Here is a 25,748-nt window from a genome sequence, read left to right as displayed (position 1 = left end):
AGTCACCACGTCCGCAGGCGAACGCAGAAGAAGTCGTCCGTTGCGGGAGGCCGGATTCCGGCCTCCCGCTACGAACGACATTTCAAGTACCTCTGGCCCGATCAGTCAGACGCGGGCAGTGGCTTGGGGGCCTTGATGCTCAGCTCCGCGCCATCGATACTCAGCGTTCCGGTGCCTGCCGACGTGCAGAGCAGTTCGATCGAGTCGGCGGCATCAACATAGCGCTTCCCGAGAAGGGTTGCCGGAGCACCACCGTCGCCGGCGATCTTCTCCGCGGTGGCAGCCGGGACCATCGGGGCACCACCACAGGTGAGTACCACGGAATCGCCGGCCGGAGCCTTCACCACTACTACGCGCGTGGCACAACTGGTACTTGCCAGCTGGTCACCGGGGCGCAACGGCGTGCTTTGCTGAGTCATCGTGAACATCCTTAGAGACGAGAATTTTTTCGGTGGGAGACAGTTGGCTGGTGAGGTTGTTCAGGTCAAATGCCTGCCGTGCCAACCAGAATCGCAGGAAGTCTGTGAGCGAGTAGCGCAAGAACACAGCAGATCCGACGACGGCCAGTGAGATGCCGATGAGGGCGATGATAACCGCATCGCGCTGTTCGAGCGCACTCGAGGTGCCGTGCGACATGAAGTACGCGACGATCGCCAGCACGGGGCCGATGACCATCAGTGCGAGACCGCCGCGCAGCCAGAGCTGCGACCGACCGGCCGAAGGATCGGAGATCTTCAGCTCGGACAGCTCACGGGTGAAGCGATCGGCGCGGGATTCGGGTGAGGTCATGATGAACTTCCTAGGTAGAGGGTTGCGAGTTCTTTCTTGAATTCTGCGTCGGGTTGACCGTGGTGCCCGACCCGGCCGCGGACGAGTACCGCGGCGTAGTCGGCGTAGTCGAGCACGGCCGCCGCAAACTGCTCGACGATCAGGACCGCGACGCCCTGCCGGGCGATCTCTGCCACCTGCTCGTAGAGCTCGGCGACGATCAGAGGCGCGAGCCCCATCGACAATTCGTCGAGCAGCAGTACCGCGGGATCGGTTGCCAGACCCCGGCTCAGGGCCAGCATCTGCTGCTCACCACCGGACATCGTGCCGGCGGTCTGCGACGCACGCTTTCCGAGAATCGGGAATCGACTGAATGCGATCTCTTCGATCTCTTCGCGCGAACGACCGGTGAACGTCATCATCTGCAGGTTCTCGCGAACCGTCAGGTTCGGGAAGACGCCGCGGCCTTCAGGGATCAGGCAGACGCCCGCACGAGCGACGTCGCCCAGTGCCATTCCGGTGGCATCTCGTCCGCCGAGCCAGAGTTGTCCCGACTTGACCGGGTGGTTACCGGCAGCCACGTTCAGCGTTGTGGTCTTGCCGGCGCCATTCGGACCGAGCAGCGCGACAACCTGCCCGGCGGAGACACTCAGATCGATTCCGTGGAGCACCGTGATGGCGTCATACGCCGCACGGACGTTCTTCAGTTCCAACAAAGGAGTCATGCTTCCGTCCCCAGATACGCCGCCAGAACCTTCTCGTCTTTGCGGATCACGTCAGGCGGGCCGGATGCGATGATCTTGCCGAGGTCGAGTACGAACACCTGGTCACAAACTTCCATGACCAGTTCCATGTCGTGCTCGACCAGCAGGATCGCCGCACCGCGGTCGGCGATGGAGCGCAGGAGGAGCGCAAAGCGCTCCGTCTCCTCGGGATCCTGGCCGGCCGCCGGTTCGTCGAGCAGCAACAGGCTCGGTTTGACGGCGAGGGCTCGCGCCACCTCCACCAAACGTCCTATGCCAGTGGGCAATTCATCCGAACTCTCATCGGCGATATCACCGAGGTCGAGTCGATCGATGATCTCGTCCACCACCTGCGCGGCGTTTCGACGGTGTGGACCGAGTTCCGCGGCGACCAGCAGGTTGTCGCGAACGCTCAAGCGGCCGAACAGTTCCAGTCGCTGGAATGTCCGCGCCAGGCCACGCCGGGCCCGCTTCGAGGGTCCTTCTTTCGTGACGTCATGGCCGTCCATCACCACTGTGCCCGACACCGGCTTGCGCAATCCGGTGACGACGTCGAACAGCGTGCTCTTTCCGGCCCCGTTGGGTCCGATCAGGCCGGTGATCTTGCCGGCCTCGGCGCTCAGCGCGACGTCCTCGAGCGCCCGGTGGCCACCAAAGGCCACCGTCACGCCACTAACCTCGAGTTGCAACGGCATGGTCCAACACCTCCTCGTCCTCGGCGCGCCAAGGGCGTTTGAGCCCCCACCATTCGACCGGGATGTCTGTCTCCACAATCGACCCATTCAGGCCATCTGTGTCCGAGTTCTGCGAATCGATGTCGCTCGGATCGTCTGTGGACTTCGGTCGCACCGCCACCCAGACCCGCAGTGCCACCATTCCGGCGACGATGCCGAAGAAAAACATCCAGCCGTCGATCACATCTGCCAGGCGCAGGGCCCAGAGCAACACGAACCAGCTGAGGAACGCCGACACACCGATGCGATCGGCGAAAACCGGATCCCATTCCTTGCGCATCTCCGGGATCGCGCCGGTACTCAGGATTCCGCCGGCGAAGGCGATGCCGAGCAGGCCTGGTATCACCTGGACCAGATCTGCGGAGTCCGGCCAGATCATGACCACGGCGACAAACGGACCGGCCAACATGAATCCGGTGAAGAAGCCCGCACCGACCGAGCCGAGTCCGGCAATGACCGCGATCAGGAACAGCGGCAGGCCGGCAACAAAGTTGAACTGATCGGCGGTGACCGACTGCAGTTGCATTCCGTACAGGGCTCCACCGAGTCCGGCGATGCCGGCACCGAGGGCGAAGACCGCGACCTTGGCCATCAGAAGATTGCCACCGAGCGTTGCGTAGGCCGCCTCGCTGTCACGCTGGGCGATGAGCCGGCGTCCGAAGCGACTTCGGCGAACCAGCGCCACCAAGAGAGTCGCCAGGGCGAGGAACACCGCCGACAGGATCGTGATCCTGGCCGTGGTGTCGAAGTGGAAGCCGAACAGGTTCGGTCCCACCAACTCGATCGAACCCTGGTCGAAGATCGAGATGTCTGCACCGAAGACGTTGAACTCCGGAAGCGTAAAGATCCAGCGATCCATGATGACTGCGAACGCGGCCGTTCCCAGTGCGAGATAGACACCCGAGAGCCGTAGCGCGGGAACCGCGACGAGTGCACCGGCGATCGCCGCCACCGCCACCGTTGCGATCAGTGCCCACCACTGCCCGTTGCCACCGAAGTAGGCACAAGCAGCCGCACCGATACCCGCCATCGTCAACTGACACAACGAGATCTGACCGGCAAAGCCCGCCAGGGGGACAAACGAGAGCGCGATGATACTCATCGGGAAGATCAACCCGAAGCTGATCAGGTCGCCTTCGCCCAGAACGGTGGTCAGCACCACTGCGAACACCACGATCAGCACACCGAAGATCACGGTGCCTCGAACAGTGGGCAGCGGAACCCTGGTGAGACGCCGGTCGCGGCCACGCAGCTTGCCGTGCGGGAACAGAAGCAGTGCCCCCAGCAACAGGATCGCGGGCGCTGCCAGGCGCAGACCCGGGAGGTATGCGTTCTGTGGCAGGTAACCCGCCAGGTATGCCTCCATACAACCGACCACGATCGCACCGACAAAGGTCATCGGCAGGCTCTTGAGCCGGCCGAAAATGGCTGCGGCGTAGGCACTGATGATGAGCAGCGACAGCTGCATGGCATCGAGAGCCACCATCGAGGCGATCAAGATGCCGCCGATCGCGGCGAGCTCGGTTCCCAGGATCCAGGCCACGCGGTTGGCCCGCACCGGATTGGCTCCGGTGAGGCCGACCAGACCCCGATCATCGACGGTCGCTCGCATCTCGGTACCGATACGGGTGTTGAACATCAACAGCCGCAGGCCGATTGCCACTGCAATCGCAACGGCCATCGTCACCGCCTGGTGCCAGGTGATGGTGGCGGATCCGATGTGAATCGGAGACACATCGGCAAAGAACCGGGGAATCGACTTGGCGTCGTTCGGATCCCAGATCCACCGGGCCACGGCGATCAGAGCGCTCAACAGAGCGATCGTCATCACCATCTTCTCGGCCTCACCGAGTCGTTGGACCGGACGCATCGCCAATTCGACAAGCAACGCAAACCCCGGTGCCAGGACACCGAGAATTATGACGAGGGTGAGCCACACGGGCACGCCCCATCCGATGGAGATCTGCCAGTACGTGAACGCGGCGAACATGCCTGCCGCGCCGTGCGCGAAGTTGAAGACTCCGGTGGTTGTGTACGTCAGAACCAGGCCGCTTCCGATCACTGCGTAGATCGCAGCGGTCGTCAGGCCGACGATTCCGAACGTGATGAATTGATCCATTACTTCACATCACTCTTGCTCTTGCCGACATCGGCCAGGGTCAACGGGGTTCCGTAATCCTTCGTGTATTTGTACGGCTGTTCACACTTGTAGAACTGTCCTGCGGGTGCACCGATGTCGACAGATTCCCAACCATCGGTTGTCGTCTTCTCGACGTTGAAACAGCCGCTCGGCGGAACGGGTGCCAGCATGTTGTTCGGAGCGTGCAATCCGCCTGCAGTCCAAGCAACTTCGCTCTTTGCCTTCTCTACGAGGCAGGTCCGGGTGAGGTCATCGCCACATGTTGAGGCCGACTTCGCGAACAATAACCAGGACGAGAATGCGCGGATCGCCGGCAGTGTCATTTCGGTGTCCGGCGAGTACTTCGCCCACAACTCGTTGAGTTGCTTCATCGCCGGAACATCGCTGTTGATGGGCGCGTTGCCACCGAGGTCGAGGTAATTGTTCTGTTCGCCCGCCGAGCTTCCGGCCAACTCGATGAACTGGTCGCCGTAAGCGTTGTTGTTGGTGTCGATCCAGTCGAGCTTGTAATCGATGCTGGTGAGCACACTCTCGAGCTTGGCGAGCTGCTTGAAGTCGCCGTAATAGATGAGGCCCTTGACGCCCTTGCTCTTCATCGACTGCGCGTAGGGCGTCCAGTCCGAGACACCCATTGCCGGGTACAGGTCGTTGTAGACAAACGTGCCACCGGCCGCGGTGGTCGATTCGACAGCCTGTTCGCCGAGCAACTTGGTGACGGGCGAATCGCCGTTGATGATGCCGACCGCACCCTTGGAATCGGGGTAGGCCTCGTTGAGGAGCCAGCTCCGGAAGCCGTAGTAGGGGTCGTAACCAACTGTCAAGGTCGGGTCTGCCGAGATCTCGAGTTCTGCACCGGCCGACTGGGCCTGGGCGATCTGCGCGGGGAAGCTCGGGAGCGTGCAGCTCAGGCGTTCTTTGACTCCGAGGCCGTCGAGGGCGGCCCCTCCGCCCACCAAGGCGAAGTCTTCGCGGCACGCCGCGATCATCTGCTGGCGTACCTCCATGAGCTTGCTGTCACGGGTGTTCGCAACGAGCTTGCGTCCGTTGATACCACCGAGGTCGTTACACCACGAGGTGAACACCTTCGCGGCATCGACGAACTCCGAGTTCTTCGTGAAGCCCACGTCGGAGAATGTTCCGACCTGGATCTCGGATTCCGTGACGCCCTGCGCCGGGGTGCCGCTCGGCGATCCCTTCTGGCAGACGTCGGTCAGGTCACCGAAATCGCTCGACGAACTTGCCGCAGCGGTGGTGCCACCCCCCTCGCCTTCTTCACTTCCGGTTTCACTGCTGTCGCGGCCGCTACAGCCGGCAACTAGCAACGTGACCGCCATCAAGGCGATCAGTATGCGCGGTGGTTTCACTCCCTGTTCCTCTCAACTACGTCCGTCCGTCTGCGGGGGGAGACCTGCGACGGTTGTGGACCTGCCCTCGGCGGATCGATGGCACGCCGTGGGCTGTGGCGCTTCCGCTAGTAGGAAACTAGCTTCTCCCATTTGAAGAATCAAGATTTTGTAGGATGCAGGTCACACCTTACTGAATCTGTGACCATCGGCAAACCGGACAGCATTTGTACATCCAGTGTCGGCTGCTCCACCGTTTAGCCAGGTGAGCGCCTCAACCGCCGAAAGCCTTGCCACGTCGCCAAGTCAGGGACTCAAGTCGTGAACGGATCTACGCACCGCAGGCGACAGGAGGGGCCAGGACCGGCGATTTTCCCGGCAGGATTGACTAACCGCGAAGTTCATGGAAATCTAGGTGTTCGAAAGTGAGAACGTGATTCTCATACCGAACGAGAGGAGGTGGTGGATGCGTCTGCCCCCGCTGCCCGCAGACCAATGGGACGAGACCGTCAACACCGCCCTGAAAGGCATGCTGCCGAGGTGGCGCAGGAACCCGGAGCATGCCGGGACCTTCCTCGCTACCCTGGTACGTCATCCAGCTCTGACACAGGCGTACCTCGGTTTCAACGTCTACATCTTGTTCAACTCAACCCTGCCGGCGCGACTTCGCGAACTCATGATTCTCCGGATCGCCACACTGACGAACTGCGAGTACGAGGCAAACCACCACGCCGAACTCGGCAAAGAGGCGGGGTTGACCGAAGACGAGATCTCCGCGGCTCTGGCAGGCAAGGGTCTCAATGACTTCGACAGCGTCGCCCTGCGCTCAGTCGATGAGCTAGATCAGCAATCCCGGATTTCCGACGAGACCTGGGCGGAACTCTCCGACCACCTCGACGAAAAGCAGCGAATGGACCTCGTCTTCACAGTCGGTTCCTATCGAATGCTCGCTACAGCTATCAACACTTTTGACGTCCAGCTTGAACAGGAAAGGTAAATCAATGGCCCACTTCAAGAAACCAGCTGCAGGCAGCTGGACGGAGCATTGGCCGGAGCTCGGTACCGAGCCGGTCGATTACTCCGACTCCACCGATCCCGAGTTCTACCAGGCCGAGATCGACGCCATCTTCAGAAAGAAGTGGGTCAACATCGGACGAGTGGAGACCATCCCCAAGAAGGGAAACTTCTTCACCCGTGAGATCGCCGCACTCGGCACCTCACTGATCATCGTTCGCGACTCCAACCTCGAGGTTCGCGCATTCCACAACGTGTGCCGCCACCGCGGTAACAAGCTGGTCTGGAACGACTTCCCGAACGAAGAGACCTCGGGTACCTGCCGCCAGTTCACCTGCAAGTACCACGCCTGGCGCTACAGCCTCGAAGGCGACCTGACGTACGTGCAGCAGGAAGGCGAGTTCTTCGACCTGGACAAGAACCAGTACGGACTTGTCTCCGTGCGCTGTGAGGTCTGGGAAGGCTTCATCTGGGTCAACATGGATGACAACGCCGGGCCACTGACCGACTACCTGGGCCGCTTCGCCAAGGGTGTCGAAGGCTACCCGTTCGGTGAGATGACCGAGGTCTACAGCTACAAGTCGACGATCAACAGCAACTGGAAGCTGTTCATCGACGCTTTCGCCGAGTTCTACCACGCACCGGTGCTGCACCAGAAGCAGGCCACCAAGGAAGAAGCCGAAAAGCTTCTCCACTTCGGCTTCGAGGCCCTGCACTACGACCTCGACACCCCGCACTCGATGATCTCCAGCTGGGGAGGCATGTCGCCGCCCAAGGACGAGAGCATGGTCAAGCCCATCGAGCGGAAGCTCCGCAGTGGCCTCTTCGGTCCCTGGGATCGCCCCGACATCGAAGGTCTCGACCCGTTGCCGGCCGGCATCAACCCCGCCGGTGCAAAGCCCTGGGGCGTCGACGAGTTCGAGTTCTTCCCGAACATGTCGCTGCTGTTCTGGGCGCCGGGCTGGTACCTCACGTACCACTACTGGCCCACCGCGGTGAACCAGCACGTCTTCGAGGCCAACCTGTACTTCGTCCCGGCCAAGACCTGCCGCGAACGGCTTGCACAGGAACTCGCCGCAGTCACGTTCAAGGAGTACGCGTTCCAGGACGCCAACACCCTCGAAGCAACGCAGACGATGCTCGCCACCAAGACGGTCAGCGAGTTCCCGCTCTGCGATCAGGAAATCCTCCTCCGCCACCTCCACAAAGTGGTCAAAGATGAAGTAAGGGAGCACAAAAATGCCGCAGCTACCAGCTGATTTCGCCGACCTCGAGAAGTTCTCGGACTGGATCCTGGCCACCGAGCAGGAACGTTACGCGAAGCGCCTCGAGACGAGCATGGACGACATGCAGGTGTTCTACGACGCCGGCATGGACAAGATGGACGCCGCGCTGGACCATCTCGACAAGTTCGACCTGTACGACCTGCCGGAACCCGAGCGGGCACTGATGTACCTGATGCAGTCGGTCGTCATGGTGTCCTTCCCGATCGAGGTCTGGAAGCAGCCCCGCGTGCTCGACAGCGGTGCAGCCTGGGTCGAGACCGTGAAGCAGCCGGTGTTCTGATATGCAAACACTCGTAGCGGCGGGCCTACTCGACATCGATTCCGGTGAAATCGTTCGACCCGGAGTGATCCGGATCGACGGTGAACGGATTGTTGGTATAGGAGGAACTCCAGAAGGCGAAATCACCGATCTCGGTGACCTCATCCTCGTCCCAGGTTTCATGGACATGGAGGTCAACCTGCTCATGGGAGGTCGCGGCGAAAAGCCCGTCACCTCAATGGTTCAGGATGATCCGCCGCTACGAATGTTGCGTGCGGTGGGTAACTCCCGCCGTACGCTGCGGGCCGGTTTCACGACCGTCCGCAACCTCGGTCTGTTCGTCAAGACCGGTGGTTATCTTCTCGACGTCGCACTCGGCCGGGCAATTGACGCCGGCTGGGTCGACGGGCCCCGGATCGTTCCGGCCGGCCACGCGATCACCCCTACCGGTGGACACCTCGATCCCACGATGTTTGCGGCCTTCATGCCCGGCGTCCTCGAGCTGACCATCGAAGAGGGCATCGCCAACGGTGTCGATGAGGTCGTCAAGGCCGTTCGATACCAGATCAAGCACGGCGCCCAGCTCATCAAGGTCTGTGTCTCCGGCGGAGTCATGTCCCACACCGGAACCGCAGGCGCCCAGCACTATTCGTTCGATGAACTCTGCGCGATCGTCGACGAGGCGCACCGCCGTGGACTGCGGGTCGCCTCGCACACCCATGGCGCCGAAGCAGTCAAGAACGCCATCAAGGCCGGAATCGACTGCATCGAGCACGGATTCCTCGTCGACGACGAAGCGATCCAGATGATGGTCGACAACGAGACGTTCCTCGTCCCCACGACCCGGTTGATCGACGGCATGGACATCTCGCATGCCCCCGATGAACTGAAAGACAAAGCGGCCATCATGTTCCCGCAGGCCCGCATCTCGGTGAAGAAGGCCTATGAAGCGGGCGTGAAGATCGCCGTCGGTACGGATGCACCCGCGATCCCGCACGGCAAGAACGCTGACGAACTGGTTGCCCTGGTCGACCGCGGCATGAGTCCCATCGCGGTATTGCGTGCAGCCACCATCGTAGCCGCCGACCTGATCAACGTCACCGACCGCGGCCGGCTCGCCGAAGGTCTGCTCGCAGACATCGTCGGCGTGCCCGGAGATCCCACCGAAGACATCACCGTCACACAGGATGTGCGGTTCGTGATGAAAGGCGGCAAGATTTATGTCAACAAATGATGACCTGCTGGAGCTTCAGCAATTGCTGGCTCGCTACGCGGTGAAGATGACCCAGAACGACGTGGAAGGCGTTGTCGGAGTGTTCACTCCCGACGGCACCTATAGCGCCTTCGGCGACGCATTCCCGCTCGACCAATTCCCGGATCTCGTCGCAGCCGCACCCAAGGGCCTGTTCATGACCGGCCAACCGCTGTTCGAGATCGACGGTGACACCGGAACCGGCACGCAGCCACTGTGCTTCGTCCATGACGCAACCCACGACATGCGCATCGGTTACTACAACGACACCTATGTCCGCACGGAAGCCGGCTGGCGCATCCGGACCCGCAAGATGACCTTCATCCGCCGCAGTGGCGAGCATGATTCGGGCATTCCGCACGCGTTCGAACGTCCGGGGGCATGAACGTCCCGGAGTTCCGCTCGGCCGTTCGTGAGTGGCTCGACGCCAATGATCTGACTCCTGGGCCCGACCATTCTCTGGATGGTCAGGTCGAGCAGTTGAATCGCGTGCGTCGGGCCCTTTTCGATGCCGGGTGGATGCGATACGGATGGCCTGCCGAGGTCGGCGGCCTCGGTGGTCCCGCAGAACTGCGTGCTGTGCTCGGCGAAGAAGTCGCGATCCGCGATCTCGCCGAGCCAGGCCTGTATTCGATGATCGAAGTCCTCGTTCCGACGATGATGTCTTATGCGACACCGGAATTGGCCGCAGAGATGGTCCCGCTGATGCTGAGCGGCCGTGAGCAGTGGTGCCAGGGATTCTCCGAACCCGGTTCGGGCAGCGACCTCGCCTCACTCACGACCAAAGCCGTGCAGCAGGGCGACAACTGGGTGATCTCCGGTCAGAAGGTCTGGACCAGCTTGGCCCAGTACGCCTCCCGCTGCGTGCTCCTGACCCGAACTGGCCCCGGCCACAACGGGATCACCGCATTCTTTGTCGATATGGACACCCCCGGTATCACCGTTCGGCCGCTCCGTACGATGCACGGGGTCGACGAGTTCGCCGAGGTGTACTTCGACAACGTCGTCGTCCCGGCCGACCGCATGCTCGGCAAGCCCGGCGACGGCTGGGGTGTCGCGATGGATCTGCTCCCCCACGAGCGTTCGACGTGTTTCTGGCATCGCATCGCCTACCTGTTCACCCGGCTGGACCGGTTGCTCGTCCAATCCGCACCCACCACCACGGTGGCCGACGACGCCGACCTCGGCGCGGCCTACCTGGCACTGCACACCATTCGCTGCCGTTCGCGGATGACGCAGCAGCGCTTGGCCGACGGAGCTGCGCTCGGACCCGAGACGTCGGTGGACAAGGTGCTGCTGGCCACGGCCGAACAGCAACTGTTCAACACCGCGCGTGATCTGCTGCCGGGAGCCATCGAGCTCTCGGAGTCCGAATGGCGGATCGAATACCTCTACTCGCGGGCCGCGACCATCTACGGCGGCACCGCGGAGATCCAGCGCAACATCATCGCGCGGCGACTACTCGATCTCGGGAAGGAGTGAAGATGGACAACGACGAACTCCTTTTGCTCACAGAGACATTCCGTAAGGCGATGACGGGGTCCTCCGGCCCTGAGCTCGATGCCGCGCTCGTCGAACTCGGCTGGACCGAGATGCTCGCCGAGATCCCGGAGATCGCTGTTCCGATGGTGTTCCGGCTCCTCGGTGAGACCGGCGCGCACGCATCGGTGATCAACGACGTCATCGGCGCATACATCCCGCTGCCCTTCGCAGGCGGATCCTGGGTTGTCTGGCACCGCAAGAGCATTGCCACCGGGGCAACACTCGATTTCGAGTTGCCACTGGAGGTCGTCGGATCCTGCAGTGGGACTCCGCTGCCCACCGCCACACTCGCCGCAGCCCAACGGGCAATCGGATGGTGGCTCGTCGGTACCAGCCGGACAATGCTGTCCCTGGCACGCGAACACGCACTCAGTCGCACCCAGTTCGGAAAGCCGGTTGCCGGCTTCCAGGCGATCCGCCACAAGCTCGCCGAGACCTACGTGGCGATCGAGGGCGCAGAGGCGACCTTGCAGGTTGCTGACGATGAACTGGGCTCGATCTTGGCGAAAGCGGCTGCCGGACAGGCTGCTCTGACAGCCGCCAAGCATTGCCAGCAGATCCTGGGCGGTATCGGATTCACCGAAGAACACGACCTACAGCGCCACATCAAACGAGCGCATGTTCTGGACGGCCTTTTCGGGAGTGCCCGCGAACTGACGCGTGAGGCCGGCGCCATCATTCGCAAGCAGGGTTCGGCGCCACGCCTGGTCGATCTGTGATCACCGTAATGAGTTGAGCAACAGCCACATAGTGCACGTCAGGGCCGATTCCTCGAGTTGAGGAATCGGCCCTGATTTGTTGGTTGCCACCCACCGACTGTCACGTGACGGCATACAAGAGGGCCGGTACTTCGCGAGAAGTACCGGCCCTTTTGTCAGTTCAGTCAGATCTGGTTCAGCAACCCGGGATTGCTTCTCCCGAGCCCTGGACAGCCAGGATGGTGCAGAAGGTCACGCCTGCAACAACCCAGGTGCCATCGACCAGCACGGCCTCGCCGGACTGGCCGGGCAGTGCGGGATTGCCATTGATGTTCAGATCCCAAGTTACATTGGCATGTTCGGGGGTGTCGAGTGTGATCTCATGGACAGTGGCGGTGGTGCCGGCGGCCTGTGGGTTCGCGCTCATGCCCTGCAGAACCGGTCCGAACACGGCCGCGTTCTCGACGTACTTGGTCCGCTCTTCCATCGGAGCTGTTCCGTTGAAGAACGTCTCGTAGGCGGTGGTGATCGCCTGAGTGGTGGCGGCGTCCGCGGTGGCGGCAGCAGCTTCGCTCGAGGTGGCAGCAGCCGAAGATGCGGGGGCGGCCGACGACGACGAGCTGTCGTCGCTGTCATCGCTACAGCCGGCCAGGAGTCCGACCATGACAGCAGCGCAGGCGCCTGCGGTGAGGGCCCTACGGACGATCGAATTACGCATGGGTGTGTCCTTTCTCGTGGACAGAGGATCCGACCACTCGTTCAATGCTGAAGTCTCCGGCAAATCAATGGGCACTTGCGATTTCGCATCCGCACCCGTTGATCCGCGACGACGACTGAGACTGATAATTGCATTCTCGCGTTGATCGTACGACATTCTCGGCGCTATATACAGCGATTCGGCGAAAACCGCAGAACAGTATTCTCGAAGGGCTGTCGCCGCTCGATCCGAAATGCCCGTAACGTTCTTAAGTGATCTTGGCCTTCATCTCGTCGAGCCGGGCCAGAACCGGATAACCGCTGACACTCAACGCATTTCCGTGCCCGGTCTGGTGGATGTCGAACACCGACTGGATCGCTGCATAGAAGCCCTGCACGTCCAGCGTCTGGTTGACGGCCCGCTTGGCCTGGCGCAAGCCGAACGGGGGCATCGAGGCGATGTGACGCGCGAGCTTCATCGTCTCGTCGTCGAGCTCGTCACGCGGCACCACCTTGTTCACCATGCCCACCTGTTCGGCCTCCACGGCGGTGACCGGGCGGCCGGTGAACAGGATCTCCTTGGCCTTGCGCGGGCCGAGTTCCCATGTGTGACCGTGGTATTCGACACCGCCGATCCCCATCAGCACCACCGGGTCCGAGAACTGCGCATCGTCCGCGGCGACGATCAGGTCGCACGGCCAGCAGAGCAGGAGACCACCGGAGATACACCGACCTTGAACCGCCGCGATCGACGGCTTGGGGATGTTGCGCCACCGCAGTGAGTACTCCAGGTAGCGGCGGCTCTCGTTCTGATAGATCAGCTCCAGGGTGATCTTTTCCGGGACCGGTTCCCCGCTCTTGAGGTCGTGACCGGACGAGAAGTGCTTACCCTCGGCACGCAGGACGATGACAACGACCTCGGGGTCGGCGGCCGCCCGCATCCATGCCGCATCCAATTCGTCGAGCAGAGCGCCATTCTGGGCGTTTGCCCGCTCCGGACGATTGAGCGTGATGGTTGCGATCTTGTCCGCAACCTCGTAGTCGATGTACGTCACTCGCCTATCCCCTCGGTAGCCCGAGCACGCGCTCGGCGATGATGTTGCGTTGCACTTCAGAGGTGCCACCGGCGATGGTTCCGGCAAAGCTCCGTGCGTAGCGGTCGAACCAGCTGCCACTGAAATCATCGTTGTTCAACGGCATGTGCGGTGCGCTGACGGCGGGATGGATCAGACCGTCGACCCCGGCCGCATTCAGCGCAACTTCCGAAGCGGTCTGAACCGCCTCGGAACCAAGTACTTTCAGCACCGACAATGCTGCGACGTCCTCTTCACCACGAGCAGTACGGGCCAGGGCCGCCGAACCGAGCAGGCTCAGCGCCTTGGCGTCCATGAGCAGAGTGGCATATCGATCGCGATCGAGTGGGGTGTTCGGAACGAAGTCACCGATGAGATCCTGCAACCGATCGGCAAATCCCATCCACAGCAGGTTGCGCTCATGGCCCAGCGATCCGGAGGCAACACCCCAGCCGCCGTTGAGCGGGCCCACCAGATTCTCGGCCGGCACCCGTACGTCGTCGAAGAAGACCTCGTTGAAGTCGGTGTCGTCCGCCCGGCAGACCGAGGCGAACGGACGCCGGGTGACGCCTGGTAGGTCGGTCGGGATCAGCAGAACGCTGATCCCCTTGTGCTTGGGCACATCGGGATCGGTGCGGACGAAAGTCAGGAGCACGTCGGCGTGGTGAGCACCGGACGTCCAGATCTTCTGACCGTTGACGACGAAGTGGTCTCCGTCGCGGACGGCGCGGGTACGCAGCGAAGCGAGATCAGAACCGGCTCCCGGTTCACTCATTCCGAGCGCGGCGGTGATCTCGGCGCGCAGAATCCTTGCCGCCCAATGGTTCTTCTGTTCATCGGTACCGAACGACAGGATCGATGCCGCGATGATGCCAAGACCCTGGGGATTGAAGCTGTGGTAGATCCGCCGACGCGACAGCTCCCGCAGATGTACGTACTGCTGCAGGATCGTTGCGTTCCGGCCACCGAATTCCGGCGGGTTTCCCGGCAGGAGCCATCCATGATCGAACTGCACCCGCTGCCACCGACGCGCCCATTCGGGCATGTCGGCACTCGAACGGGACCGCTCGACGGTGTCGGCCTCCGCCGGCACATGTTCATCGAGGAATGCGATGAACTCCTGCCGGAAGGCCTCCAGTTCGGGATCAAATGTCAACTGCATGTCGCTCCTCGAAGATGCGGGCACGGTGCTGCGCGGCGCCGCCCAGTAACAGTTCTCCGGACTTCGCCCGTTTGAGAGCGAACTGCAGATCGTTCTCCCAGGTGAAGCCCATCGCACCGAACAGCTGCAGGCCATGCCGGAATACCAGGGATTGGCATTCGCCGGCCGATGCCTTGGCCATGGACGCCGCGACGCCGCAGGTCCGGTCATCGCCGGCCGCGATCGTCAGTGCTGCGTAGTAGGAAAGGGCGCGAGCGCGTTCGATGGCGACGTGCATGTCCGCGGCCTTGTGTTTGACCGCCTGGAACGAGCCGATCGGGGCACCGAACTGCTGCCGGGACTTCACGTGCTCGAGCACCATGTCCAGAATCCGCTGGCAGGCACCCACAGTCGTGAGCGCGAGCCCGGTCAGCGCCACCGGCATGGCCAGGGACACGTCGACGTCGGTGCGATCTCCGGCACCGGCCCGAACGCCGGAGAAGGACACCTCGGCGATGTGCAGTGCGGGATCGAAGACATCGGTGCGGGTCGCCGACACCTGATCACCACGGACCACAAACGTGCCGGCGGGCGTGACGACCGCGATCTGGTCGGCGCGATCGCCGTCCAGGATGTGCTTGGCGGTACCGTCGAGCACCCAGCCCGCACCGTCGCGGCGGGCGTTGACACCGCTGAACACCGCGGTTCCGCTGCCGCCGCCGAGATCAAATCCGGGTGCGAGTGGCGCGAACTGCGTCATGGTGGCGAGGTAGGGCGTGGGGTCGGTCGACCGGCCGAGTTCCTCGAGCACGATCGCGAGCTCGACTGCGTCGGCCCGGTCGGTCAGTTCAGTCCACCCGAGTTGGTTGTACAGCTTCCACAGCGGCCCCGGGTCGACCCCGCCGTCGACGACGCTCCGAATGAATGCGGGCGAACACTCCTTCGCGACCACGTCGCGGATGGTGTCGCGCCAAAGGCGTTGGTCCGAGTCGAACTCCAACAGCATGCCGACATGCCTCCTTCCCCGTCGTGTTTCCACAACTTCATGAGAATATCATTCTCGCATACGGTAGTATGAATCTCGAAAGTGTTGGTGACATGCGTCCTAACCGACTTTTCCGGGCCCGATGTCCGGTAGAGTGCCAGCCATGTTCTCCCAACTTCGCCGCGGACTGACGTCCGACAGAGGCCCAGGAGCGATCCGATCGTGACCAGTCCCAGCGAAGAGCCGGCCTGGAAACAGCGCGCGGTCGAACGCTCCATCAAAACAGCCAAACTGCGCGCCGAACAGCGCGTGCAGAAGTTTCTCGATGCCGCACAGGCGATCATCACCGAGAAGGGCACGACGGAATTCACCGTCCAGGAAGTTGTCGACCGGTCACGCCAGTCGCTGCGTAGCTTCTACCTACAGTTCGACGGCAAACACGAACTCCTGCTCGCGCTGTTCGAGGACGCCCTGGGCCGGTCCGCCGACCAGATCCGGGCGGCCGCGGCCGGCCCCACCGACCCCATGGAGCGCTTGCGCGTTGCCGTTGAGCTGCTGTTTGAGCTCTGCCGACCCGATCCCGGTGCCAAGCGGCCGCTGTTCAACGACTTCGCACCCCAGTTACTGCTGACGCATCCCGCAGAAGTGAAGATCGCGCACGCACCTCAGCTCGCCTTGTTCACCGAGTTGATGGAACTCGCCCAGGAGGCGGGCCAGTTGCGGCCGGATGTGAATGCAAAACGAACCGCCGCGATGACAATGCAGACTGTCATGTTCATCGCGCAGTCGAGCACTTCCGACGACATCACGCAACAACCGATCACCGCCGAGGAAGTCTGGCAGTTCTGCGCCAACGGTTTCGCCGCTTCCTAAGAATGAGAATGCTGTTCTCTAGTTGAAGAATTCTGCTTACAATCGGTAGATGGCCGATATGTGGAATGACCTTCTCAGCTGTCTCGAACTACGCCCGCTGACCCCCGACAACAGTTCCGATGCGCCCCAACAGGGCCCGGGAACGATCGCCGCGGTCTACGAAGGGCAGAACCAGAACCTCGAATATCACCGCCTGTTCGGCGGTCAGCTCCTCGGCCAGTTCATCTCGGCCGCGCTCGCGACGTCCCCCGGAAAGACGATCAAATCGATCCACTCCGTCTTCAGCAAAGAGGGGCATGCCGACGAGCCCGTCACCTACGACGTGGTGCGCCAGCAAGAGGGACGTACATTCGCCAGCCTGCTGATCACCGCACACCAATCGAAGGGCGTGATCGCATCGGCGGCGGTCTCGATGCACATCTCCGAGGATGGTCCTGAGCTCCAGGAAATCGCGGCACCATCGCCCCTGCTTTCGGCCGACCACGACATCGACTTCAACCTCATCCCGTGGGAGACCCGGACCGCAGGTGACCTCAACTCCACCGGCGTCTCGGCTCCGGAGTTCGAATTCTGGATGCGCACACCCACCGTGGATCAGGCGCTCGCACCCGCACTGGCGGCGTATGCCACCGATCTGACCATCATCGGCACCGCTCTGTTGCCGCTGGAGGGCTACAGCCAGACAGGTAACGGCACCGCATTCATCTCCGCGGTCACCTCGCACACCATCTGGTTCCACCGCCCCTTCCGCACCGACGAGTGGTTGCTGCTCCGCCAGCACAGTCCGCTTGTCGCGCACTCCCGAACCTTCGGCCGCGGCGACATCCTCACCGAGGACGGACAGCTGGTCGCCTCGTTTGCACAAGAAGCGATGGTCCGCATCAAGTCCTGACCACCTGGTCCAATGAAAGATTCACAACAGATCTGAGGGCACATATGGCGGTCAATGCTGCGCCGACGCGGGTGGTCCAGTGGGCAACCGGCAACATCGGCACGAAATCACTACGGGGGCTCATCGAGCACCCGACGATGTCGCTGGTCGGCGTCTACGTCCACAGCGAACAGAAGGCCGGCACCGATGCCGGTGAGCTCTGCGGCCTCGATCCGATCGGTGTTGCGGCGACCAACAGCATCGACGATGTGATCGCGCTCGAACCGGATTGTGTGGTGTACATGCCGGCCGCGCTCGACGTCGACGAGGTGTGCCGGCTTCTCGCCGCGGGCATCAACGTCGTCACCACCCGCGGCGAGTTCCATCACCCGGCGGGGATGGAAGCCGGGCTACGTACCGCGGTGGAAGAGGCGTGCCGCACCGGGAGCAGCTCGATTCACAGCACCGGCAGCAGTCCGGGATTCATCACCGAAGCCGTTCCCCTGGTGCTGGCGTCGATTCAGCGGCGCCTGGACAAGATCACGATCGATGAGTACGCCGATCTGTCCCAACGTGATTCGCCTGATCTCCTCTTCCAGATCATGGGCTTCGGTCAGGAACCCACAGAGTTCAGCGATCTTCGACTCGAGCACGCGCGGAGCAGCTTCGGTCCGTCACTGGCTCTGGTGGCCGACGCACTCGGACTGCCACTCGACTCCATCGAGGCGGCCGGGGAAATCGGCGTCACGCGTCATGAGACGACCATCGCCGCGGGAGTGTTGAAGGCCGGAACTGTTGCAGCTCAACGGATAAGCGCCACCGGAATGCGAGATGGCAAGGCGGTGATCCAGTTTCGGGCCACGTGGTACTGCACCCCCGACTTCGACGCCGACTGGGATCTACTCGACACGGGCTGGCGAGTGACCGTCGAGGGTGATGCGCCACTCGAGGTTGCCCTCAAGATGCCGATCACCCTCGACGAGATGGCCGCCACCACACCCGGGTACACCGCAAACCGGGCCGTGAATCTGGTGCCTTACGTGTGTGACGCGGCGCCAGGGATTCGCCCCAGCACCGAGCTGCCGCAGATCATCGCGAAATTGGGCTGACCTCTGCCGGTGCGGCGATCAGCATTTCCGCCGCACCGTAGGGGTCGATCTCACCCGAGACGACCGCCTCGGCCAACGGCACGAGATCGGGATGCATCTGCAGAAGGGTCTGGGCCAGCGACAGGATCTGGACCCGGGCCCGCGCTGACTGCCGATCGGCGTTGTCGTCCCGGTGATGTGCGTCGATGACATCGACCAGCTCATCGATCCCCTCGCCGCGGACGGCAACGAGTTTGAGGATCGGGACGTGCGCCTCTGCTCTCAGGTCCCGGACGGTCTGATCAGCGCCGTCGCGGTCGGCCTTGTTCACCACCAGGATGTCGGCCACTTCGAGCAAGCCGGCCTTCGCGGCCTGAATCGCATCTCCGGCACCGGGGTTCAGAACCACCACGGTCGGATCGGCGATCGCCGCCACCTCGACCTCGGATTGTCCGACACCGACCGTCTCGAGGACGATCAGATCGTAGGAAATGGCACCCAGGAGCCGGATCGCAGCGGGTACGGCCGCCGACAGTCCACCCAGATGGCCACGGGTGGCCATGGAGCGGATCAGCACACCGGTGTCGTTGATGTGTGCGGCCATCCGGATCCGGTCACCGAGCAATGCACCACCGGAATAGGGCGACGACGGATCGACCGCGAGCACCGCGACCTTCAGGCCGCGCTTCCGATAAGCGGTGACCAGGGCCGCGACCGTGGTTGATTTTCCGGCGCCGGGCGGGCCCGTCAGGCCGACAACACGTGGCCTTCCGGACCCGGTGACCGCCAGCACCTCATCGCGGCGCGGGCCCTCGACCAGAGTGAGCAACTTACCCGTTGCCCGCTCCGATCCGGCCCGCGCCGCGGTGATCAGTTCATCGATTGTCATGCGAGGCAGGGATTGTGAGTCGGCAAACTCACGCGTGGACCTCGACGACAACCGCGGATCCCATGCCGCCACCGGCGCACATGGCCGCCACGCCGATACCGCCACCGCGGCGACGCAGTTCGTGGACGAGCGTGGTCAGCATGCGCGCACCGCTGGCCGCAACCGGATGGCCCAGTGAGCAACCGCTACCGCTGGTGTTGACGATGTCCGGGTTGATGTCGAGCAACTTGATGTTGGCGACACACTGCGCCGCAAATGCCTCGTTGATCTCGAACAGGTCGACGTCATCGACCTTCAGACCCACTCGCGCAAGCGCTTTCGGGATGGCCTCGACCGGGGCCAGACCGGTGAACGCCGGATCGATGCCCACCGACGCCCACGAACGAACCGTGGCCAGGGCCGGCAGTCCGAGATCGCTGCTTGCGACGGTCAGGATCGCGGCCGCGTCGTTCGCACCGCTCGAGTTGCCCGCGGTGATCGAGAATCCCTCGATCTCGGGATGCAGAACCTTCAGCGAGGCAAGCTTTTCCAGAGTCGTGGTGCGACGCGGATGCTCGTCGACCTCGAACAGTCCATGGACCGTATCGATCGGCACGACCTCGTCGTCGAACCGGCCCTCGTCGATCGCGGCGATCGCCTTCATGTGCGAGCGGTATGCCCAGGCGTCCATCTCTTCACGGGTGACGCCGGCCTTCTGCGCCGCGTTCCAGCCCACGGTGATCGACATGTCGCGGTTCGGTGCATCCGGACGGTCCGGGTGGGTCGGGGACATCCACGGATCGATCCAGTCCTCGCCGACGCGGAAGCGCGCCTTCGGTGAGGTCGAGGAGGAGTTCACGCCGCCGGCCAGGATCAGCTGGTCCATGCCCGAACGGATACTTCCCGCAGCGGTTGTCACGGCTGACAGGCTGGCCGCGCAATGCCGGTTGACGGCAAGCCCGGGTACCCCGGTCAGGCCGGCGGTGATCGCCGCGTGACGGGCGATGACACCGCCGCCATAGAGGCCCTCGGCGAGGTAGATGTCGTCGACCAGATCCGCATCCAGAGTGCTGACCGCCGCCTTGACCACGTGGTCGGCCAGAACGTAGGCGTCGGTATCACGCAGGGTTCCCTTCATGGCGGAGCCGATCGGGGTGCGCAACGCCGATACGATTACGGCTTCAGGCATTGTTGTTCTCCAGTTCTGCCACAAGGTTGCGGCGCAATAGCTTTCCGGTCTCGGTACGTGGGAGTTCGTTCTGGAACACGATCACGTCCGGGGTCTTTGACGAGCGGAGCCGATCTCGGACGAACTGCTTGATCTCGTCCGGATCACCGGCACCCACGACAACGGCGACAAGACGTTGTCCCCATTCGGGATCGGGGACGCCGATGACAGCGGCCTCGATGATGCCGGGGTGGTCGTGCAGGACATCTTCGATCTCGGCGGGGGCGATGTTCTCGCCACCGCGGATGATCGTGTCGTCCGACCGTCCCTCGATGAACAGGAATCCGCCGGCGTCGAGGTGACCGAGGTCGCGGGTGGCGAACCAGCCCTCGTCGTCGAGCACACTCTTGCCGCCGTATTCACCCGAGATCTGTTCGCCGCGAACGAATACCAGTCCGGTTTCACCCTGGGGTGTCGGCGTTCCGTCTTCTCCGCGGATCGCGATCTCGATACCCGGCAACGGCTGCCCGACCGAACCGAGCCGATCGCGGACCGCAGGATCGGACGACGCGAAAGCGGTCCGGTGATCTTCCGGCCCGAGAACGGCGATCGACGACGCGGTCTCGGTCAGGCCGTAGGCGTTGACGAAGTTGGTATCAGGGAACAACGCGAGCGCACGTTCCAGTACCGGCCGGGGCGTACGGGCGCCGCCATAGGCCAGGCTCTTCAGGAACGGTTGTCCCGCATCCTCTTCCGTGGTGGCGTCGACGATGCGGGCCAGCATCGTGGGAACGACCATGGCGTGCGTGACCTTTTCGCGACGCACCGTCTCGATCCATGCCCGCGGTTCGAAGGCGTCGAGATAGACCACCCGACGGCCGCTGTAGAGATTCGACATCAGGTTGGTCAGACCCGCGATGTGGTACGGCGGGACGGCGACGACGGTTGCGTCTTCCGGAGAGGCCGACGAGAACTCGATGGTGTTGAGGACATACGCCAGCAGGTGGCGGTGGCGCAGGATCGCGGCCTTGGGTGCGGCGGTGGTGCCGCTGGTGTAGATGATCACCGCGACGGCATCGCCGTCGTAATGGGCGGGCGGGCGGTCGGCATCGTCCATCGGGACGCTGTCGGAGAGGGAGTCGATCCAGGAATCGAGTTCCTTCTGATCGAGCACCAATGCACCGGGATGCCGGTCCTTGAGCGCGGCCAACTGCGCGTCACCGAGACGGTAGTTGAGCGGCACAAACGGAACCCCGGCCATCGCGGCGCCGAACAGTGCCACGGGATAGGCCAAGTGGTTGATGCCGGAGTACAGGATTGCCGGGTATTCGGTGAATCCTGTCGCCGCCCGGCGTGCGAGGTCCAGTATCTGCCCGGCCGTACTCGACCGGCCGTTGGCCGTCACGACGGCTCGATCGTCCGCCGACGCTGCCATTTCCAAGATCATCGTGATATTCATGAGAACATGATTCTCTCAGATTGAGATCGTCAATTGCAAGAAGGGAAACCCCATGGAAATCAGTGGCAGTTCCGCCATCGTCGTCGGAGGCACCGGTGGACTCGGTGAGGCAACCGTCCGTCGCCTGCATGCCGCAGGCGCCAAGGTCGTTGTGGCCGACGTGGCCGACGACAAAGGCAAAGCACTCGAAAGCGAGCTGGGTGTCCGCTACGTTCGCACCGACGCCAGCGACGAGGCCTCGGTCAACGCGGCCATCGCCGAAGCCGAATCCCTCGGCCCGTTCCGCGTGTCCGTGGACTGCCACGGCGGCCCCGCCGGCGGCGGCCGACTGGTCGGCAAGGACGGAAGCCCCATGGAGCTGGAGGCCTTCACAAAGACCATCAGCTCGTACCTGATCTGGACCTTCAACGTGACCCGCCTGGCCGCTGCTGCACTCGCACGGCAGGAGCCGCTCGATGAGGGCACCCGCGGCGTCATCATCAACACCGCGTCGATCGCAGCCTACGAGGGCCAGATCGGCCAGCTCCCCTACGCCGCCGCCAAGGGGGGCGTGGTCGGAATGACACTCGTCGCCGCTCGCGACCTGTCGCCGCTGGGTATCCGGGTCATGGGCATCGCCCCCGGCACGATCAACACCCCCGCGTACGGCAAGGCCGCCGATCAGCTCGAGGCCTACTGGGGCCCGCAGGTTCCGCACCCGAAGCGCATGGGCCGTTCCACCGAGTACGCCGCCCTGGTGGCCGCCATCGTCGAGAACGACTATCTCAACGGTGATGTCATCCGCCTGGACGGCGCACTGCGGTTCCCGCCGAAGTGACGGCCGGCAAGCCGCTTGACGGCAAGGTTGCATTCGTCGCCGGCGCAAGCCGGGGTATCGGTGCTTCCATCGCGGCGGCGCTTGCGGATGCGGGCGCCTCCGTGGCCGTTGCGGCACGTTCCGAGGCCGAAGGAAAAGTGCCGGGCACGATTCATTCGGTGGCTGATCAGATCAACGCATCCGGTGGCCGGGCGATCCCGGTGCCCTGTGACGTCACGTCACAGGAGTCCATCACCGCGGCGGTCGATCAGACCGTTTCGGAGTTCGGCGGCATCGACATCCTGATCGCCAACGCCGGCGTGCTCTGGATGGGACCGATCGAGAAGACGCCACTCAAGCGGTGGCAACTCTGCCTCGACGTCAACCTGACCGGTGTCTTCCTGATGACCCAGGCAGTCATCCCGCACCTGCGGGCGCGGGGCGGCGGATCGCTGATCGCCGTCACCACCACCGGTGTCGACATGATCGATCGCGGATCGAATGCGTACTGGGTGTCGAAGGCTGCGGTCGAGCGGCTCTATAAGGGACTCGCATCAGACCTCAAGGTGGACAACATCGCGGTCAACTGCCTGAGCCCGTCCCGGGTGGTGCTCACCGAAGGGTGGGCATCGGCCGGTGGCGGACAAAAGATCCCACCGGAGGCCATCGAACCTCCGGAGACCATGGGCAAGGCAGCACTGTTGCTCGCGCAGCAGGATGCGTCCGGTATCACCGGAACCATCCAGCGCTCGGAAATCCTGATTCCCCGAGCTGACAAATAAATTCGCGCCACCTACCGCCATTCGCTCCTGTTGCGTGCGACAGGAGCGAATGGGGGTAACCGGAGCGAATTGTGCTGCTATTCGGGAATGTTAGACGGGATCCAGCTCGGGTCGCGCTTCTCCATGAAGGCGCGCATACCTTCTCGCGGCTCCGGCGAGGTCTCGAGCGCTCCGAACATCGTCTGGTAGTCGATGAGGCCATAGCGCTCGTTGAGCATCCGTTTGACCTGAGCCCGCGCCTCGGGTGCGGTCTGCAGGATCTCGCGCGCCGCGGTCAGCGCGGCCGACCGCAGTTCCTCGTGCGGTACCACCCTCGAGATCACCCCGAGACGCAAGGCTTCCGCCGCGTCGAACTTGCGGGCGGACAAGATCAGGTCGCGGGCCGCCGCCAATCCGACGTGCGCGGGAAGTGCTGCGGCATAAGTCGCATCGGGAATTCCGCGCAACAACTCGGGTACCCGGAATGTCGCGCGATCACTGGCCACGGCGATGTCGGACATCATGGCCACCAGGAGTCCACCGGCCTGGCAGATGCCGTTGACCGCCGAGATGACCGGTGCGCGACTGTCACGAATCGTCAGGAACGGCAGCACATCATGGCCGATTCCGTCCGGAAGGTTGTCACCTGGTTCGGCCCGGCCCCCGAGATCGCCTCCCGGCGCGAACACATCTCCGGTGCCCGTGATGATGAGCGCCGCCAGATCTGGGTCCGAATTCACCAGACGCACAGCTCTTTTCAATCCGTAATACATCGCAGGCGTGAATGCGTTGCGCGCCGCCGGGCGGTCGATCGTGCACCAACCGATCGGCCCTTCTCGCTTGAACTTCAGCCCACCGGCTCCCAAATCATCAGTCATGGAAGAAGACTATCGGATTCACCATGATTGAGAATCTGATTGCGCCACATCAGGAATGCTGCCCACCTATCCTGGAAGAATGAAATTCTGGTGCGGCACCGCATTCATGAACACAATCGAAATGCCTTCGGTGGCAAAGATGATGGACGACGCCGGGTATCACGGCATGCTGGTCTCCGACCATCTGGTCTATCCACGGAAGCCGAAGACCCCCTATCCGGCCACGCCGGACGGCAAACCGTTCTGGCACCCCGAAACAGAATGGCCCGACCCCTGGGTCCTCACCGGCGCGATGGGTGCGGTGACCACCAACCTGCACTTCGGGAACAACGTCTACATCGCACCCGCACGTCCGATCATCGATGTAGCCAAAGTTGTCGGGACCGCGGCCGCGATCGCCGGCGGACGCGTCTCGATCGGCCTTTCCGCCGGCTGGAATCGTGAGGAATTCGACCTTCTCGGACAGGATTTCGACAATCGAGGGCCGCGCCTGAACGAGATGATCGAAGCGCTGCGCGTGCTGTGGAAGGGCGGTTGGGTCTCCTGGAAAGGTGAGTACTACGACATCCCGGAAATGATGATCGAGCCCCATCCCCCGGAGCCCGTCCCCATCCTGTGCGGTGGTGAGTCCGGTCCGGCCCTGCGCCGCGCCGCACGGCACTGCGACGGCTGGGTCGGCACCGCCTACACACTCGAGGATGCCAAGCCGTGGATCGACCGCATCAACGGTCTGCGTCGTGAGTACGGTCGCGAGAACGAACCCTTCGAGATCATCATCGGGTTGCGCGAGGAGCCATCACTCGACGTCTACAAACAGGCCGAGGATCTGGGCATCGGCGCAATCATGGTGAACCCCTGGGCCAATTGGGAACGTACCCACTCCGGCGACCACGCCGATCTCCGGGCCCAGGCCGAACAGTACCGGGCACCGTTGGAGGCCTTCGCCGAGAAGTATGTCTCGAAACTCACCTGATCCCCCTCCGCAACCGAGCCACAAATACAAAGACGAGCCACATATTCGCCGGTTGCCAGGATGTTTGTGAGACACCTGGTGACCGGTGTGGGGAATCGGAGTATGTGATGCTCAGTGAGCCAGTGGGTCGTACCACAACGGGCAGGCGGTCCATGACCGTCGCTTATAAGATCGAGTTTTTGCAGGCCTGGGATCAGGCCGTCGAGCGGGGTGCCAAGACGCGGTTGCTGCGGGAGAACAGCCTTGGGCACAACACGGTCAGACGTTGGATCAAAGCTCGGGATCAGGGACAATTCACTGCAGCGATGACCGCTGCGGCGACCCAGATCCCGAGGAGCA

27 protein-coding genes and 1 pseudogene are annotated in these 25,748 nt (G+C 63.0%); 14 read left to right on the top strand and 14 right to left on the bottom strand.

From position 1 onward, the window contains the following. Window positions 1–101: 101 nt before the first annotated feature. The 6 genes from H290_RS0124115 to H290_RS0124090 are packed head-to-tail and all read right to left on the bottom strand — an operon-like array spanning window position 102 to window position 5,749. On the bottom strand, window positions 102–419 hold the full coding sequence (locus H290_RS0124115) for a hypothetical protein (protein ID WP_028463639.1): 318 nt from the start codon (window positions 417–419) through the stop codon (window positions 102–104). Beyond that, window positions 385–789 carry a hypothetical protein gene (locus tag H290_RS29610; protein WP_020109420.1) on the bottom strand — a complete coding sequence of 135 codons (405 nt, stop codon included), beginning with the start codon at window positions 787–789 and terminating at the stop codon, window positions 385–387. The genes H290_RS0124115 and H290_RS29610 overlap by 35 nt, the downstream gene beginning before the upstream one ends. Beyond that, window positions 786–1,493 (bottom strand): ABC transporter ATP-binding protein, encoded by a 708-nt coding sequence (locus H290_RS0124105; protein ID WP_020109419.1) that lies wholly within the window; start codon window positions 1,491–1,493, stop codon window positions 786–788. Before H290_RS0124105 ends, H290_RS29610 begins: the two co-directional genes overlap by 4 nt. Then, window positions 1,490–2,206 carry an ABC transporter ATP-binding protein gene (locus tag H290_RS0124100; protein ID WP_028463638.1) on the bottom strand — a complete coding sequence of 239 codons (717 nt, stop codon included), beginning with the start codon at window positions 2,204–2,206 and terminating at the stop codon, window positions 1,490–1,492. The genes H290_RS0124105 and H290_RS0124100 overlap by 4 nt, the downstream gene beginning before the upstream one ends. Continuing rightward, complete coding sequence (locus H290_RS0124095; RefSeq protein ID WP_020109417.1) at window positions 2,184–4,364, bottom strand: ABC transporter permease; 2,181 nt, start codon at window positions 4,362–4,364, stop codon at window positions 2,184–2,186. The genes H290_RS0124100 and H290_RS0124095 overlap by 23 nt, the downstream gene beginning before the upstream one ends. Beyond that, window positions 4,364–5,749 carry an ABC transporter substrate-binding protein gene (locus H290_RS0124090; protein WP_020109416.1) on the bottom strand — a complete coding sequence of 462 codons (1,386 nt, stop codon included), beginning with the start codon at window positions 5,747–5,749 and terminating at the stop codon, window positions 4,364–4,366. Before H290_RS0124090 ends, H290_RS0124095 begins: the two co-directional genes overlap by 1 nt. Window positions 5,750–6,194: 445 nt before the next feature. On the opposite strand from H290_RS0124090, the gene H290_RS0124085 reads away from it, so the two are divergent. The 7 genes from H290_RS0124085 to H290_RS0124055 are packed head-to-tail and all read left to right on the top strand — an operon-like array spanning window position 6,195 to window position 11,800. Further along, window positions 6,195–6,725, top strand: coding sequence for a carboxymuconolactone decarboxylase family protein (locus H290_RS0124085; RefSeq protein ID WP_028463636.1), 531 nt, complete (start codon window positions 6,195–6,197; stop codon window positions 6,723–6,725). 4 nt (window positions 6,726–6,729) lie between these two features. After that, window positions 6,730–8,001: an aromatic ring-hydroxylating dioxygenase subunit alpha gene (locus tag H290_RS0124080; protein WP_020109414.1), complete on the top strand. Its 1,272-nt coding sequence runs from the start codon at window positions 6,730–6,732 to the stop codon at window positions 7,999–8,001. Next, on the top strand, window positions 7,982–8,308 hold the full coding sequence (locus tag H290_RS0124075; RefSeq protein WP_020109413.1) for a hypothetical protein: 327 nt from the start codon (window positions 7,982–7,984) through the stop codon (window positions 8,306–8,308). Before H290_RS0124080 ends, H290_RS0124075 begins: the two co-directional genes overlap by 20 nt. Window position 8,309: 1 nt before the next feature. Continuing rightward, window positions 8,310–9,521: an amidohydrolase family protein gene (locus H290_RS0124070; protein WP_020109412.1), complete on the top strand. Its 1,212-nt coding sequence runs from the start codon at window positions 8,310–8,312 to the stop codon at window positions 9,519–9,521. Beyond that, the gene (locus tag H290_RS0124065) at window positions 9,508–9,924 is read left to right on the top strand and encodes a nuclear transport factor 2 family protein (protein ID WP_028463635.1); all 417 of its coding nucleotides are present in this window, start codon (window positions 9,508–9,510) and stop codon (window positions 9,922–9,924) included. Before H290_RS0124070 ends, H290_RS0124065 begins: the two co-directional genes overlap by 14 nt. Continuing rightward, on the top strand, window positions 9,921–11,021 hold the full coding sequence (locus H290_RS0124060; protein WP_020109410.1) for an acyl-CoA dehydrogenase family protein: 1,101 nt from the start codon (window positions 9,921–9,923) through the stop codon (window positions 11,019–11,021). The genes H290_RS0124065 and H290_RS0124060 overlap by 4 nt, the downstream gene beginning before the upstream one ends. Before the next feature lie 2 nt (window positions 11,022–11,023). Continuing rightward, complete coding sequence (locus H290_RS0124055) at window positions 11,024–11,800, top strand: acyl-CoA dehydrogenase family protein (protein WP_036520127.1); 777 nt, start codon at window positions 11,024–11,026, stop codon at window positions 11,798–11,800. A gap of 175 nt (window positions 11,801–11,975) precedes the next feature. Here H290_RS0124055 and H290_RS0124050 read toward each other — a convergent pair whose 3' ends face one another. The 4 genes from H290_RS0124050 to H290_RS0124035 form a co-directional block, all read right to left on the bottom strand. Next, window positions 11,976–12,497: a hypothetical protein gene (locus H290_RS0124050; RefSeq protein ID WP_028463634.1), complete on the bottom strand. Its 522-nt coding sequence runs from the start codon at window positions 12,495–12,497 to the stop codon at window positions 11,976–11,978. A gap of 247 nt (window positions 12,498–12,744) precedes the next feature. Further along, window positions 12,745–13,530 (bottom strand): enoyl-CoA hydratase, encoded by a 786-nt coding sequence (locus tag H290_RS0124045; RefSeq protein ID WP_020109407.1) that lies wholly within the window; start codon window positions 13,528–13,530, stop codon window positions 12,745–12,747. Between the two features lie 4 nt (window positions 13,531–13,534). Beyond that, window positions 13,535–14,710 carry an acyl-CoA dehydrogenase family protein gene (locus tag H290_RS0124040; protein ID WP_028463633.1) on the bottom strand — a complete coding sequence of 392 codons (1,176 nt, stop codon included), beginning with the start codon at window positions 14,708–14,710 and terminating at the stop codon, window positions 13,535–13,537. Continuing rightward, on the bottom strand, window positions 14,694–15,695 hold the full coding sequence (locus tag H290_RS0124035) for an acyl-CoA dehydrogenase family protein (RefSeq protein ID WP_020109405.1): 1,002 nt from the start codon (window positions 15,693–15,695) through the stop codon (window positions 14,694–14,696). The genes H290_RS0124040 and H290_RS0124035 overlap by 17 nt, the downstream gene beginning before the upstream one ends. Window positions 15,696–15,896: 201 nt before the next feature. On the opposite strand from H290_RS0124035, the gene H290_RS0124030 reads away from it, so the two are divergent. The 3 genes from H290_RS0124030 to H290_RS0124020 are packed head-to-tail and all read left to right on the top strand — an operon-like array spanning window position 15,897 to window position 18,527. Then, on the top strand, window positions 15,897–16,547 hold the full coding sequence (locus H290_RS0124030; protein ID WP_020109404.1) for a TetR/AcrR family transcriptional regulator: 651 nt from the start codon (window positions 15,897–15,899) through the stop codon (window positions 16,545–16,547). A 49-nt stretch (window positions 16,548–16,596) separates the two neighbouring features. After that, a complete protein-coding gene (locus tag H290_RS0124025; protein WP_020109403.1) occupies window positions 16,597–17,439 on the top strand; it encodes an acyl-CoA thioesterase II in 843 nt (280 codons plus the stop codon). A gap of 44 nt (window positions 17,440–17,483) precedes the next feature. Further along, window positions 17,484–18,527 carry a hypothetical protein gene (locus H290_RS0124020; protein WP_020109402.1) on the top strand — a complete coding sequence of 348 codons (1,044 nt, stop codon included), beginning with the start codon at window positions 17,484–17,486 and terminating at the stop codon, window positions 18,525–18,527. Here H290_RS0124020 and meaB read toward each other — a convergent pair. From meaB to H290_RS0124005, 3 genes are read right to left on the bottom strand one after another with little or no spacing between them, the layout of a single operon-like run. Then, window positions 18,508–19,395 (bottom strand): methylmalonyl Co-A mutase-associated GTPase MeaB, encoded by an 888-nt coding sequence (gene meaB, locus H290_RS0124015; RefSeq protein ID WP_020109401.1) that lies wholly within the window; start codon window positions 19,393–19,395, stop codon window positions 18,508–18,510. The two genes, H290_RS0124020 and meaB, sit on opposite strands and share 20 nt — an antisense overlap. Before the next feature lie 28 nt (window positions 19,396–19,423). Beyond that, complete coding sequence (locus H290_RS0124010; RefSeq protein WP_028463632.1) at window positions 19,424–20,563, bottom strand: thiolase family protein; 1,140 nt, start codon at window positions 20,561–20,563, stop codon at window positions 19,424–19,426. Beyond that, window positions 20,556–22,001, bottom strand: a complete 1,446-nt coding sequence (locus H290_RS0124005; protein ID WP_020109399.1) for a class I adenylate-forming enzyme family protein — start codon at window positions 21,999–22,001, stop codon at window positions 20,556–20,558. Before H290_RS0124005 ends, H290_RS0124010 begins: the two co-directional genes overlap by 8 nt. 52 nt (window positions 22,002–22,053) lie before the next feature. Here H290_RS0124005 and H290_RS0124000 point away from each other — a divergent pair, with 52 nt between their 5' ends. Both H290_RS0124000 and H290_RS0123995 read left to right on the top strand, forming a co-directional pair. Beyond that, window positions 22,054–22,818, top strand: coding sequence for an SDR family NAD(P)-dependent oxidoreductase (locus H290_RS0124000; RefSeq protein ID WP_020109398.1), 765 nt, complete (start codon window positions 22,054–22,056; stop codon window positions 22,816–22,818). Further along, complete coding sequence (locus tag H290_RS0123995; protein ID WP_020109397.1) at window positions 22,815–23,579, top strand: SDR family NAD(P)-dependent oxidoreductase; 765 nt, start codon at window positions 22,815–22,817, stop codon at window positions 23,577–23,579. Before H290_RS0124000 ends, H290_RS0123995 begins: the two co-directional genes overlap by 4 nt. Before the next feature lie 77 nt (window positions 23,580–23,656). On the opposite strand, the gene H290_RS0123990 is transcribed toward H290_RS0123995, so the two are convergent. After that, on the bottom strand, window positions 23,657–24,436 hold the full coding sequence (locus H290_RS0123990) for an enoyl-CoA hydratase/isomerase family protein (protein WP_020109396.1): 780 nt from the start codon (window positions 24,434–24,436) through the stop codon (window positions 23,657–23,659). Between the two features lie 79 nt (window positions 24,437–24,515). On the opposite strand from H290_RS0123990, the gene H290_RS0123985 reads away from it, so the two are divergent. After that, window positions 24,516–25,409 (top strand): TIGR03619 family F420-dependent LLM class oxidoreductase, encoded by an 894-nt coding sequence (locus H290_RS0123985; protein WP_028463631.1) that lies wholly within the window; start codon window positions 24,516–24,518, stop codon window positions 25,407–25,409. A 152-nt stretch (window positions 25,410–25,561) separates the two neighbouring features. Next, window positions 25,562–25,748, top strand: a pseudogene (locus tag H290_RS0123980) (hypothetical protein); the annotation flags it as partial.

The sequence above is a fragment of the Nocardia sp. 348MFTsu5.1 genome (assembly GCF_000383535.1).
GTDB classification, from domain to species: Bacteria; Actinomycetota; Actinomycetes; order Mycobacteriales; family Mycobacteriaceae; genus Williamsia; species Williamsia faeni.
Note: the sequence above shows the minus strand (reverse complement) of the source record. Positions and strands in the feature narration are given on the sequence as shown.